This window comes from Achromobacter sp. B7, from assembly GCF_003600685.1.
In the GTDB taxonomy this organism is placed as follows: domain Bacteria; phylum Pseudomonadota; class Gammaproteobacteria; order Burkholderiales; family Burkholderiaceae_B; genus Achromobacter; species Achromobacter spanius_B.
Genome location: NZ_CP032084.1, coordinates 239,882 through 253,641 on the forward strand (window position 1 = coordinate 239,882; position 13,760 = coordinate 253,641).

Annotated in this window: 9 protein-coding genes; all 9 read left to right on the forward strand. The window is 64.3% G+C overall.

Translation table 11 applies throughout. From position 1 onward, the window contains the following. Positions 1-246 precede the first annotated feature (246 nt). The 9 genes from DVB37_RS01145 to DVB37_RS01185 are packed head-to-tail and all read left to right on the forward strand — an operon-like array spanning position 247 to position 13,632. On the forward strand, positions 247-1,506 hold the full coding sequence (locus tag DVB37_RS01145) for a nucleotide sugar dehydrogenase (protein WP_104144730.1): 1,260 nt from the start codon (positions 247-249) through the stop codon (positions 1,504-1,506). A gap of 39 nt (positions 1,507-1,545) precedes the next feature. Continuing rightward, the gene (locus tag DVB37_RS01150; protein WP_120153479.1) at positions 1,546-4,026 is read left to right on the forward strand and encodes a hypothetical protein; all 2,481 of its coding nucleotides are present in this window, start codon (positions 1,546-1,548) and stop codon (positions 4,024-4,026) included. Continuing rightward, positions 4,023-6,086: a glycosyltransferase gene (locus DVB37_RS01155; RefSeq protein ID WP_120153481.1), complete on the forward strand. Its 2,064-nt coding sequence runs from the start codon at positions 4,023-4,025 to the stop codon at positions 6,084-6,086. The genes DVB37_RS01150 and DVB37_RS01155 overlap by 4 nt, the downstream gene beginning before the upstream one ends. A 43-nt stretch (positions 6,087-6,129) precedes the next feature. Then, positions 6,130-7,287 carry a polysaccharide biosynthesis/export family protein gene (locus DVB37_RS01160; protein ID WP_120153483.1) on the forward strand — a complete coding sequence of 386 codons (1,158 nt, stop codon included), beginning with the start codon at positions 6,130-6,132 and terminating at the stop codon, positions 7,285-7,287. 7 nt (positions 7,288-7,294) lie between these two features. Further along, the gene (locus tag DVB37_RS01165) at positions 7,295-8,635 is read left to right on the forward strand and encodes an ABC transporter permease (protein ID WP_046805316.1); all 1,341 of its coding nucleotides are present in this window, start codon (positions 7,295-7,297) and stop codon (positions 8,633-8,635) included. 9 nt (positions 8,636-8,644) lie between these two features. After that, entirely contained in the window at positions 8,645-9,361 is a 717-nt protein-coding gene (locus DVB37_RS01170) for an ATPase (protein WP_046805317.1), read from the forward strand. Continuing rightward, positions 9,315-10,514: a sugar ABC transporter gene (locus DVB37_RS01175; RefSeq protein ID WP_240434022.1), complete on the forward strand. Its 1,200-nt coding sequence runs from the start codon at positions 9,315-9,317 to the stop codon at positions 10,512-10,514. Before DVB37_RS01170 ends, DVB37_RS01175 begins: the two co-directional genes overlap by 47 nt. Beyond that, positions 10,507-12,411 carry a Vi polysaccharide transport protein VexE gene (locus DVB37_RS01180; protein ID WP_120153485.1) on the forward strand — a complete coding sequence of 635 codons (1,905 nt, stop codon included), beginning with the start codon at positions 10,507-10,509 and terminating at the stop codon, positions 12,409-12,411. Before DVB37_RS01175 ends, DVB37_RS01180 begins: the two co-directional genes overlap by 8 nt. A gap of 24 nt (positions 12,412-12,435) precedes the next feature. After that, positions 12,436-13,632 (forward strand): polysaccharide lyase family 1 protein, encoded by a 1,197-nt coding sequence (locus DVB37_RS01185; protein ID WP_370512727.1) that lies wholly within the window; start codon positions 12,436-12,438, stop codon positions 13,630-13,632. Positions 13,633-13,760 lie beyond the last annotated feature (128 nt).

The following is a 13,760-nucleotide window of genomic DNA, read 5'->3' on the forward strand; positions in this document are numbered from 1 at the left end:
TGACTCATTTCCACAGCAATAAAAATTTTTAGAAAGAATATTGCTGTCTGGCCCCTCTACGATTCGTTGGCTCATCAAGAAACGGGTATGTATACGTTTCGAGCCGTAACTTTCCTTAAGTAATCAGTCCGCCCAATAGGGACAGTCGTATATCGATTTCGAATCGAATACGCATCCTTGGGTGTCGATTTCTAGTGTCTACGACACGACGAAAACAGTGAGGCCCCCGTGGTAAAGAGAATCGCAGTGTGTGGCCTTGGATATGTCGGCCTGCCCGTAGCCGTTGCATTTTCCAAGCGCTTTGATGTCATCGGCTTTGATGTGGATAAGCGGAGAATCGCACGACTGAAAGAAGGACACGACTGGACCGGCGAGATTGAAGACGACGCCCTGCGTGCCTCTGCAATGACCTTTACCGACCAGATCTCTGAACTGGAAGGGTGCGACTTTTTCGTGGTTGCCGTTCCCACGCCCGTCGACGAAAAGAACAACCCCGATTTTTCCTTGCTGGTGCGTGCGTGCCAGTCCATCGGACCCGTGCTGCGTCCGGGCTGCATCGTCGTGTTCGAATCCACCGTCCACCCCGGCGCCACCGAGGAAATCTGCGGCCCCGAGCTGGAAAAAGTGTCCGGCCTGCGCTGCGGCATCGACTTCAAGCTGGGCTACAGCCCCGAACGCATCAACCCGGGTGACCGCGAGCATCCGCTGGAAAAGATCGTCAAGATCGTATCCGGCCAGGATGAAGCGTCGCTGGAAATCATTGCCGGCGTGTACGAGAAGATCATCGATGCCGGGGTGCACCGCGCCTCGTCCATCAAGGTGGCCGAAGCCGCGAAGGTGCTGGAAAACACCCAGCGCGACATCAACATCGCGCTGATGAACGAGATGTCCAAGATCTGCGATCTGGTCGGCATCCGTACCTCGGAAGTCCTGAACGCCGCCGGCACCAAGTGGAACTTCCTGAAGTTCTCGCCCGGCCTGGTCGGCGGGCACTGCATCGGCGTGGACCCGTACTACCTGACCTCCAAGGCGCAGGAACTGGGTTACCACCCCGAAGTCATTCTGTCGGGCCGCCGCATCAACGACGGCATGGCCAACCACGTCGCGCAGCGCATCGTGCAGACGCTGGCCCGCAATGGCCGCCTGAATGCGTCCACCCGCGTCGGCATCCTGGGCATGACGTTCAAGGAAAACGTGCCCGACATCCGTAACTCGAAGGTCGTCGATCTGTACAAGGCGCTGGGCAGCTACGGCATCACGCCGGTTGCCTGCGACCCGATGGTCGACCCCGAGCAGATGGAACACGAATACGGCATCAAGCTCGTCCCCCGCGCGCAATTCGGCGGCATGGACGTGTTGATTCTCGCGGTGCCCCACCGCGAAACCATGGAGACCATCTGGGAAGACATCCCCGGCTTGGTCAACAGTGGAGGCATGGTGTGCGACTTGAAGTCGGTGCTGGATAGCAAACGCCTTGCCCCCGACCTCTTGTACTGGACTCTTTAAGTTCAGGCTCGCTATCCATCACTACAGGAGAGACCCTGGATGACTGCATTTACTATCGCTCCGATCGGCACCTGCCGGATCCATACGCCGCTGCGCGATGCCGTGGGACGCTACCCGATCAAGCTGCAACTCGGGCGCAACTACGGTTTCGTGCACACCAGCGCCGAGGCGCTGCAACAGGCGCGCTTCATGTTCGGCCAGGCCGACATTCCGGCCGACGTACAGCGCCTGATCTTCCGTCCTTCGAATGGCGAGCAGGCTCGCCGTGGTACGCACAAGCCGGCCGACCTCTACATGGTTGAGCTGTCCTCGCGCAAGCTGCTGACCATCGACGGCCATCCCATTCAATCGAACTACCTGGGGCGCTACTTCAGCGAGTTCTTCGCTGACCGCACGCGCACCCGCATGTTCTGGCAACTGGCCAGCACCGATCGGCTTGCCGAGCGCCGTGCGCAGCTGGACCAGGACGCCGTGTTCAAGAGCCTGTCGCGCGATGACCAGGAACTGCTGTCGCGCATCGTCAAGCGCGATCAGACCGACGAAGAGATCGAAGCCGAAATGCGTGACCTGGTCGCGCTGCTGGGCCACGACAAGGTGGTGTTCGTCACCCATGTCAACGCACTGACGCCGGACAACGTGCCGATCGAACAACGCGCGCAACTGATCGCCACGGTGGCCGCCAGCGCGCAGCGCATCGGCGTGCCGTGCTACGACCCCACGCCGCTGATGAGCAAGATCGGCCAGGCCGACGCGATGGAAGACGGCGGGCTGGACCTGACGCACTACACGCAGGTCTTCGCCGAACGCCTGTGCCACGAATGGTTCAAGAACTACATGCGTCCGCGCATGAGCGCGTCCACCACGCAGGTGGCCGTGCCCAAGCTGGGCGCCGACGACAGCGCGGAACGCATCGAAAAGATCTGGGATGCCGGCGACCTGCGCGAAGCATCGCGCCGCGTGCGCGACGTGCTGCGCCGCCACCCCGGCCTGCCCGAACACACGCTGCTCTTTGCGCGCATCCAGGAAGAACTGGGCGACTACGAAGGCTCGCTCGCCCTGCTGGGCAGCGCCGACGGCGCCTTGGCCACCGGCAGCAAGGCCGAGCAGATCCTGATGCGTAACCACTTCAAGCTGGGCCGTCACGACCTGGCGTACTCGCTTGCCGCCGGCCTTCTGGGCGACGAAATCGAAACGCCCGAAATCGTGCGCATCGCGGCGGTTTCCGCCGGCCAGCTGGGCTATGTGGATGAGTCGCTGGGCAACTGGAAGCAGCTGTTCCGCATCTCCTCGCCCACCGACGCCACCGCGCTGGAAGCGGCCGACACGGTGCTGTCGCTGTTGCAAACCGGCGGCGACATGGAAGCCGTGATCCGCTGGGTCAATGAAGTGCGCGAAGCCATCCCGACGCATGGCCGCGGCTTTGCCGTGCTGTGGCGCGACCGCCTGTTGGCCGGTGACCGCGCCGGTCTGCGCGCCCTGGCAGCCGAATCGCCCGCGTTGGAAGACATGGACGCGCTGGAGCTGGTCAAAGAAGCTTCGTGGCGCGGTTGCATCATGGCCGCCGCCGCGCTGGCCGCGTCTTGCGGCCTGGCCAATAGCGAGCACGAAGACATCGGCGCCTGGCTGCAATCGCAGTCCACCGCATGGGCCGAAGAAGGCACTCGCGCACTGGAAGACGGCCGTCTGCGTGACGCCGCCGAACGCATCTGCGCGCACCGCCTGCTGAACCCCGACGCCCTGACCGCCGTGCGCGCACAGCGTGCGTTCGAACGGGCGATGCGCCTTGGCGTGCGCGCCGCGCTGCTGGCCGGCAACCACAAGGTAGTGATTGACCTGACCGACGTCGCGTTGGACACGCAGCTTGATTTCCCCGAGCTGGACACGATGCGTGGCCGCGCCGCCGATGCGCTGGGCGACAAGCAAACCGCCATGCGCCATCTGGAGCAAGCCGCCGCCGACAAGGCCGCGCCCCTGAGCACGCAGCTGTACTTTGCCCGCGTGGCCTTCAACGGTGGCTGGTTCGGTGAAGCCATCGACGCCTACCAGGCGGTGCTGGCCAACGCCTCGGCCGACCAAAGCGCCAAGGACGAAGCCGAACGCCAACTGGGCAGGCTCGGCCCGCGCGCCATTCGAGGCGCCCGCGAACTGCTGGCCGCCGGCGATCATCGCGCCGCGTGGAACCTGCTGGAACGCGTCGCCCAGTCGTGGCCGCAGATGACGGAAGTCGAGCACGAAAAGCGCCGCATCATCGCCGTGCTGTACGCCGAGGCACGCGCGCTGGATCCGGCCAGCACAACCGAGCGCCTGGCGCTGGGCGAACGCATCGTGGAACTGGTTCCCAACGACGCCATCGGCCTGCGCCTGGCCGCTGTCGGCGCCATGCGCCTGCATCGCTTCGAACAGGCCCTGCCGTACTGGCGCCGCCTTCGCGAACTGTCCGATAACCCCACGCAGTTCGATCACTACATCGATCGCTGCCTGGTGTGGATCGAAAAAGCCAACCGAAGGAAGGCAGCATGAATACCCCACTGACTACCGAACGGGCGGACGTTTCGTCCGATCTCCAATGGGTGCATGCCCAGTTGGAGGAGATCGTCACGGCGTCGGTGCGGGTCCAGGTCGCACAAGAAAACCTGGCGCGCGCCGAAGCGTTGGCGCGCGATCATCTGGAAGATTCCAAGGTCCGTTTCCTGTTGCTTCGGCTGAAGGAATCGGCGGGCTTGAACGAAGGGATGGCCGAGCAGTGGGCAACCTTGCTTCAAGAATGCCCCGACGACTTGCAGATCGTGCGTTATTGCGCGACGCGACTGGTCAAGGAACGGCATCTGGACGAGGCCTTGTCCCTGGTCGACCGGCATCTGCCGGCCTCGTCCGAGAACCCGTCGCGGCTGTTCTCGCGCGCCAAGCTGCTTAGCGACATCCGCGCGCACGAGCAGTCGGACCAGCTGTTCCGGCGGCTGATCCTGGAACACACGGATCGCAATATCCGCGTCGAATTCGCCAAGCGGCTGCGCAAGCGCGGCTTGCTGGCGGACGCGTATGAAGCGATCCGCCCGGTCGCCGCGCACTTGGCGCCCGGCAGCAAGGCGGCCGAACTGGCCACCGCGCTGGCGGCCGACTACGCCTTCTTCAAGGGCTTGGAGCCCGAAGGCGGCCTGGCGGGCAAGGACGTGCGGATCGTGTCGATGAAGCACGCCATCCTGCACTTTCGCAACCGCAAGATCGCCGAGCAACCGCCAGAAAAGCCCGTGTCCGTCGCCCTGGTGACGGGCAGCCTGGGCCCTGGCGGCGCCGAGCGCCAGTTGACCCGCCTGGCCGGCGAGTTGACGCGCATGGCGGCTCAACCGGATCGGCAACTGCCTGACGTCGTGATGCGGCCTGAGAAGGTCGAGGTCATGGTCAAGCAGCACACCGAACCGGCGGGTTCGACCAAGAAGAAGCAGGGCTTGGACTTCTTCCTGCCGGTATTGGTGCAGGCGCAGATTCCGGTGACCGAGATCAACAAGCTGCCGGCCATTTCGGTGGCGCACCAATCGGTGCCCGATGGCCGCTTGGGCCGCATGCTGGAACAACTGCCGCCGCCCGTGCACTACGGTGTGACGCGCCTGGCGCCGGTGCTGCGCGCCAATCCGTTCGATGTTGTCAGCCTGTGGCAGGACGGCACGTGCCTGTTCGGCGCGTTGGCCGCGTTGCTGGCCGGTGTGCCGACCATCCACCTGGTGTTTCGCGGGCTGCCGCCCAACATTCGCAAGGACCGATTCCGCGAAGAATATCCCGAGCTGTTCCAGGCGCTGGCGCAAGTGCCGGGCGTTTACTTCGTCAGCAACAGCCGCACCGCCGCCGAGGCGTATGCGCAGTGGCTGGGCATTCCGGTCGTGCGCTTTCACGTGCTGTACAACGGCGTGCCTGACCTGGCCACCAACGCGTCGCCCGTCGACGAGCAGAAGTGGGAGGCCTTCAAACAAGCCACCGCCGATGCCACCGAGACGGTCGGCGGCGTGTTCCGGCTGGAGCCGGACAAGCGGCCGCAGCTATGGATCAAGATGGCCGCGATGTACCTGAAGCGACGACCCCAGGCACGCTTTGTCATCGTGGGCGATGGACGCCTGCACGACAACATCGTCGCGCTGGCGGAAGAGCTGCGTGTGGTTGACCGGCTGCTGCTGGTGGGCTTGTCCAATCACGTGGGCTACTGGTATTCGCAGATGGACGCCAGCGTGCTGCTGTCGCGCTATGAAGGCTTGCCCAACGTGTTGATCGAAGCGCAGCTGTTGGGCGTTCCGGTGATTTCGACACCCGCCGGTGGTGCTGGCGAATGCTTCGTCGAAAACGAAACGGGTCACCTGCTTAGCGACGTCGAACATCCCGACATGACAGAAGCCTGCGACAAGGTGGAGTCGATGGTCGACCTGGTGCGCAGTAACGAGTCATTGAAGGCGCAGAGCCGCAAACGGGCACAAGACCTGTTTTCGCTCGACGCGATGCTGTCCAAGTTCCTGAGCCTGTGCGTGCCCGTCATGGCCGTCTCGGAGAACGACGAACGCATCGACTTCCCGCAGATGCAACGCATGCTTGCGTGATCGGCGGCAGGTCTTTTCAAGGTCCAATAGATTTAAGGGTTTTATGCACATGAACGTCCCGGCTTTCGGCCTGCGGCGCAACGCGGCCTTCGCCATGGTGGTGCTGGCCGCACTTTCACTTTCGGGCTGCCAGCTGCCGCGTTCCGGTCCGATGTTGAGCGAAATGACGGGGGCACACGACGACAAGGACGTTATCGTGATGCCCGCCTCGCGCGAACTGGTGCAAGCCAGCAGGGTGCCTGACGTGGCGGACTTTCCGGTCCGCTATCGCGACCTGACCCAAGCGGGCTTCGACCGCCTGGTGCCGGGCGACGGCATCAACGTGCGCGTGTGGGAACGCGGTGGGCTGGGCGTATTCGCGGCGGATCCGTCCGGGGTCAGTGACCTGGGCAACCAGGAGATCGACCGGTCGGGCAACGTCTATTTCCCCATCCTGGGCAAGTTCCGCGCAGAAGGGCTGACGCTTGCGCAGCTGCATGATTCCGTGGTGGGCCGCCTGGCCAAGCTGGTGGTGGGCGCGGACGTCAGCGTCACACGCGTGACCGATGCGCGCGGCCAGATGGTGACGGTGCAGGGCAACCTGACCAAGCCCGGCATGTACCCGATCACGCAGACCGCGCAGCGCCTGAGCAGCGCGCTGGCGCAGGCCGCGCCGGTGCAGACCAACCCCGAGCAGCTGGTCATCAGCCTGCGCCGCGACAACCAGGTGGCCTCGGTGCGTCTGTCGGACATCTACCGCAATCAGAACAACGACATTCTGCTGCGGCCGGGTGACGTCATTACCGCCTACGACTCGCGCGAGTACCTGACCGTGCTGGGCGCGGCGGGCAACCAGGGCCGCGTGGCGATCAGCAAGCGCAATTACTCGGTGCTGGACGCGCTGGCCGATTCGCGTGGCCTGGACGACAAGCTGGCCGACCCGCGTTCCGTGTTCCTGTTCACGCCCGCCAAGGCCGGCGTAGCCGGCAAGCCGGACATGCTGCCGGTGGTGTATCAGTTTGACCTGACGCGGCCCGAGCAAGTGGCGTTGGCGCGTGAATTCACCGTGCATGAAGGGCAGGCCATCTACATTTCGGACGCGCCGTTCACGCAGGTGCAGAAGGTGCTGTCGGCCTTCCGTGTCACCATGAGCGCGGGCTTCAGCGCCACGCGTGCGATCGATAGCGATTCGGGCTCCAGCTCTTCCGGCGTGACCCAATAGCGTGTCGATGAGTAACGAGGATCGGATCAAGGGGTGGCGTAACCGCCGCAAGGACAGTAACTACGCGGTGGGTTCGGGCGTCGATGCGTGGCGCCTGGACCCGGCCGCGCTGTTTGAAGCCAAGGCCACGCCCAGCGTGCTGCTCAAGCCATTGCTTGCGCGGCTGCTGGGCGAGCCGCACGACTCCGTTGCCGCCCGCCGGGCGGTGTACGAAGCGGTGCAGGCCGAGCTGGACGCGGAGATCGCGCGCGGCAAGGTCGACGAGACGCTGGCCGATTTTTCACGGCGGCGGCTGCGCCTGATCGTGCGCCTGCTGGAAACGGATATCCGCGCGGGCGTGGATGTCTTCGCGTCGGGCTACATGCCCGCCAAGCTGATCGCGGAAGACGAACGGCTGGCGGCGGCGCATGCGCGGCGCGTCGAACGGCGCAAGCAGGACGAGGCGCGCGATGCGCGCCGCCATGCGTCGCGCAACGACATCGCGCTGGAAATCGAATTGCCGCAGGGCGAGGCCGCGGATCTTGCCATCCTGCGGCAGCGCTTGCAGGTCCTGCACGAAGGGCACCATCCGGGCAGTGCCGGCCGTGGGCAGCCCGTGGGGCGCACGCTGATGGCGCTGTTCGTGTATCAGCTGCGCGTGATCCACGGCGAAAGCCGCATCGCGCTGCTGTGGGCGCTGGTCGGCCCTGTCGTACTGCTGACGTTGATCTCGTCGCTGTACATCCTGATGGGCACGCACTTCATTCTTGGCATGGACGTGCAAACGTTTTCGCTGTTGGGAGCCACCACATGGATCATGTTCCGGCAGATCGTTTTCCGAAGCAGTACCGCCTATATCTCGGCGCGCGGGCTGCTGAACTTCCAGGGCGTCACCCCGCTGATGTGCGCGCTGGTGCAGGCGATGATCTACGTATCGGTGTACCTGGTGGTGTTCGCCGTGCTGATCAGCGCGGGCCACGCGCTGGGACTCATCACGCTGCCGGAAAGTTGGGCGGGCTTCATTCTTTTCGTCGTGCTGATGGGCTGCTGCGGGTCGGCGATGGGCGTGCTGTTTGGGTCAATCGCGACCTTCTGGCATTTCTTCCTGCGCCTGGCGCCCGTCATCGAACGGGGCTTGCAGATATTCTCCAGCGTGTTCTTCGTGTCGGAGCAGTTGCCCGAGCATCTGCGCCCATGGATTCTGTGGTCGCCGTTCGCGCACGGCATGCAGCTGCTGCGTTCGGCTTACTTCGCGGCCTACGATTCCCACGATGCCAGCCTGGGCTATTTCTTGACGGCATTGGTGTTCATGATGGTGGTCGCCCTGGCGGCCGAGCGTCTTGCACGCCCCAATGTCCAGCCGATGTAAGGGGGCCAGATGATTCATCTGAATGGCGTCACTGACGAACCCTACGCCTTTGGCAGCCGGCAACCGCTGCTGGCCAACGCCACGCTCGACATACCCGTCGGGCGCTACGCCCTGCTGTCGCATACGCCCGAGATGCACCGCCAGATTGTCGACGTGTTGTGCAACCTGCGGCCGCCGCGCCAGGGCTTCGTCAAGCACGACGGCAATGTGTCGTGGGCGATTGGGCGGCAAGGTTTTATCCGGGGCAAGGCCAACGGGCTTTCCATCATCGACTTCGTCTGCGAGATGTACGAAATCGATATCGAAGCCACGCACGAACTGGTCGCGGACCTGATCAGCGACCCCAAGGTGCTGGCCAAACCCATGGAACATTGGCCGCTTTACGCACGGCAGGAATTCTCGTTCGCCCTGGCGCTGGCGCCGGCGTTCGACGTTTACGTGATCGAAGGGGCCATCCCTTTCGAACCCTGCCGGTTCACCCGGCTCTGGCTGGCCCTGTTCGAAGAGCGGTTGATCGGCCGGACCCTCATTCTCTCTAGCTATCGCCAGAACCAGATGGCGGACTACTGCCTCAAAGGCTTGATTTATGAACGAAGCGCTCTCAGCATCGAAGACGACCTCGACCAATGCCTCAGCAAATACCCCCCGCGACGATCTCGAAGCGACTCCGGCACCGGCGATGACGTCTTCGGAGGCGGCTTCGAAGACAGCCAGCTCGGGATCTGAGGGCGGCTCCGAAATCGAACGCCGCCGTCGCGAACGGCAGGCTGCGCTGCGCGAACGCCGGCGCCACCGCTGGATCAACGCGTTCATCGTCATCGCGCCGGTGGCGCTGGCGCTGGTCTATGTGCTGTGCGTCGCCACCCCGCGCTACGAAGCGGAATCGCGCTTTTTCGTGCAGTCGGGCTCCGGCCAGCAAGGCGGCGGAGGGGGCGCGGCAAGCCTGCTGACCACGGGCAACATGGGCGGCATGCTGGGCGGCTTTGTCGACGGCTGGGCGGTCAGCGATTTCCTGAAATCGCGCGATGCCATGCAACAGCTGGACAAGAAGGTCGGCCTGCGCCAGTACCTGATCCACACGGGTATCGACCCCTTCAACCACCTGGCCGAAGATTCCAGCGAAGACGACCTGTACCGCGCCTATCAGTCGGCGGTACACGTCTCGTTCAACGCCCTGGAGCAGATCGACGTGCTGCGCGTCAGCGCGTTCTCGCCGGAAGACGCCGCGATGCTGTCCAAGGCGCTGATCGGCCTGGCCGAAGAATTCGTCAGCTCGATGAACGAGAAAGGCGTGGCCGACAAGCTGAAGGTCAGCGAAGAGTCGGTCAGGCTTGCCGAGCAAAAGGCGCTGGCCGCGCGCGAAGCCTTGACGGCGTGGCGCACCACGCACGGCAACATCGACCCGACGGCCACGGTGGCCATGCTGTTGAACCTGTCCAGCCAGCTGGAAACCGAACTGAGCAGCGCGCAGATCAATCTGGACAAGATCCGCGCGTTGGAAAACAAGGACCACTTCATGCTCAAGCCCGCCCAGATGCAGGTGGTGGCATTGCAAAAGCGCATTGCGTCGGTGCGTCGTCGCCTCAGCGGCGACGGCAATGCCGAAGCCAAGCAGCTCAAGTCCTACGAGGCGCTGCGTAACACCCAGGCGTTCGCGGATTCCAACCTGACGCTGGCGCAGCAGTCGTACCAACAGGCGATGACGGACGCGCTGCGCTTGCAACGCTATCTGTCCATCATCGCGCAGCCGGTGCCCACGGACCGCCCCAGCAGCCCGCGTACCGCCATCCTGTTGCTGCAAGCGCTGGCGCTGGGCTTTGTGCTGATGTTTGTGTCGCGCGTGGCAATGGCATTGTTGCGGGGGCTGCGCCATGGTTGATACCGCTGTTGAAGAACGCCGCGCCCAGGCCGACGCCACCACGCAGCTGCGCGAAGTCATCCGCGACATTCTGGCGGCCGACGAACCCGCCGGCCAGTTGGCAAGACTGGGCCCGGCGCTGGCGAAGACGAACGAGGGCTGGCGCGATGTGCGCCGCCTGCTGGTCGCGCCCTGGATGCGCGAAGCGAAGCTCGCGCCCGCCATCGCCGCCCTGGAAACGCTGATTGCGGCGTACCCGGCCCGCGCCGATGACCGCCGCCTGCTGGCCAGCCTGCTGGGCCGCACCAAGCAGTGGGACCGCGCTATTGCCGAGGTGGATGCCGCGGCCGGCATCGAGCCCGCCAACGCATCGCACCACGCCGCGCGCATCCAGTTGCGCGTGCAGGCTGGCCGCGTGACGGACGCCGCCGAGGTCGCACGCGCCACGGTGTCCATGGCGCGCGACGAGCCCGCCGAGGCGTATGCCTGGATGATGGCCTTTGCGCGTAATGGCGACACGGCCCAGGCCGCCGACATCGCCGCAAGCCTGGACCCCGCGCAGCTGCCGAATGAACGCGTGGCCACGATGGCCGTGCGCGCATTGCTGGAAGACGAGCGCGCCCAGGCGGCGATTGAACTGGGCGACCGGGCGCTGAACGCCGGCCACGACAGCCCCGCCTTGCGCGCGTCGTTGGGCATGGCGCATCTGCGGCGTGCGACTGAGGATGACCGCAAGGTGCACGCGCTGACCCATTTTGAAACGGGCCTGGCCGCCGCGCCCACGGACGTGCGGCTGTTGACGCTGTACGGCGAAACCCTGCTGCGTGCCGGCCGCTACAAGGAGGCCGCGGCGCCGTTGGCGCAGGCCATTGAACTGGCGCCCGAGCTGGAGCAGACGCGTGCTTTGTATGCACGTGCGCTGCGCTACACCTTGGAGTACGACAAGGCCGCCGAGCAGATGTTGAAGCTGGTCGAGAAGTCTCCCGACAAGCTGATCTGGCAGCGCTCGGCCATCGGCGCGCTGTCGCAGGCGGGCCGCAAGCAAGAGGCCGAGGCGCTGTACACGAAGTACGTCGCCACGCGCAGCGCACACCTGCCCAAGACCTTCCAGGACGCCATGGCGCAGATGGAGCAGCGGCTGCACATGGCGCCGATTCCACAGGCGCGGCTGGATTGGGCGTGGTCGCTGCGCGGCGACGCCAATGCGGACCGCGCGGATTGGGAACGCCGCGCGCGCTGGGGCCACATGATCGACCATCTGCTGTTCGACTGGCTGGAATGCCGCGAAGACGATGTCGAAGAGGCCATGCAGTTGCTGGGCGAACTGGATACCGGCGAGCGCTTTTTCGCGCCGTTGCTGGCGGCCGGCAAGGGCGTGGTGGTGGCGACCGCGCACGTCGGCCCCATGTATGCCGGGCTGATGGCGCTGGAGCTTCTGGGCATTCCGTCGCGCTGGCTCGCCACCGCGCCCACGGTGGCCCAAAGCAGCTATGCCACGGCCTTGATTTCCACCGCCGATCAAACCGAGGCGCAGGTGGCCAAAGCCTGCATGCGCGCCATCAACTCGGGCTTTGTGCTGTGCCTGGCCATCGACGGCGCGGCGAATCCCGCCGCGCCCCGCACCACCTTCGAAGGTCAGGAGGTGACGTATTCCAGCTTTGCGTCGCACCTGGCGCATCGCATGGGCGTGCCGTCGGTGTTCTACGCGCCGCGTTGGGAAAACGGCCAGGTGACGTACACGCTGGCCATGCTGCCGGCGGCCAATCCCGGCGAAGACGCCGATGCCTACGCGCTGCGATGGCAGAAGGCGTATTTCGAACGGTTGCGCGAACACGTGGCCGGCCCCCCTGAAAATCTGCGCTTGAGCGGCGGCATCTGGCGTCATGTGCAGTCCGCGGATCGCTCCGCGCAGCAATAGGAACAAGCCTTGATGAAGTCTGCAATGAAAACGATGCGTTGGCTGCTTGCCGTGGCCCTGCTGCAAGGCGGGGTGGCGGCCGCGAATGAAGCCTGCCCCAGCCCGGACGAACACTGCCCGCTCGTTTCATCGCTGCTGTCTCAACGCGAAGGCTACGGCGCCAAGGCTACGGGCGGCCTGGGCGGCAAGTTCATCGAGGTGACGTCCGACCAGGATTCGGGGCCGGGCACCTTGCGCGCCGCGCTGGCGCAAGCCAAGAAGGGGCCGACCTGGATCCGCTTCGCATCCGATATGACGATCGTGCTGGACAAGCAGCTGCGCGTGCCCTCGAACGTGACGATCGACGGGCGCGGCAAGCGCGTTGCCTTGATCGACGACGGGCTGGGCGTGTACGGCGTGCAGAACGTCATCCTGACGCACCTGACCATCGACGGCCGCCTGAACCGGCTGACGCAGGCCGTGAACGTGGCCAATGGCAGCCGCGATGTGTGGGTGGACCATATGGATCTGTCGCGCATGTCGGACCGGCTGCTGAACGTGAAGAACGGGTCCACCGACGTGACGATTTCATGGACCAAGTTCCATAACTCGAACAAGGTCATGCTGCTGAACAACATCACGTCCAAGAACCTGTTCCAGAACTACGAACGTGATTCGATCGCCCGCGTGACGCTGCATCACAACTATTTCTTCAACACCGTGCAGCGCAATCCGCGCGGGCAGTTCGGCACGTTCCACCTGTTCAACAACCTGCTTGAAGACTGGGATTTCTACGGCATGAGCTTCAGCCTGGAAGCCAAGGCGCTGGTCGAAGGCAACATCTTCAACAACACGGCGCAGCGCAAGTGCGTCGAGCCCGAATTCTTTCCCACGGTGGAAGGCGTCAACGTCAATTACTGCCACTACATTCCCATTGCCGCCAAACGCAGCGCGCTGGACAACGGCGAGTCGGATCGCGGCGCGTACGAGAAACTGAAGTCGCAGCACGGCTACACGCGCGACTACAAAGCCTTCCTGCGCCTGAAAGACAACCTGTACCTGGGCGATGCCAAGCCGGTGTTGCAGGACTACCGACCCGATGCCGCGCCGACGCCGCCGTATTGTTACGGCTACGAGCACCCGACGCCGGAATTGGCAGACAAGATCCGCAAGTTTGCCGGCAACACCGGTGGCGATACGCCCCTGCCTGCATCAAGAACCGGCTCCGGCTGCGGCGGCTAGGCGTCAAGGCTGCGCGACAAAAAACTGTCCACTCTGAGATACACCCGGGTTGTTGTCCCCCTGAAATTGCGACGCAACGTGTTGCAATAAGCGTAACAACGTTTACAAATTCGTCCCGCCAAGGACGA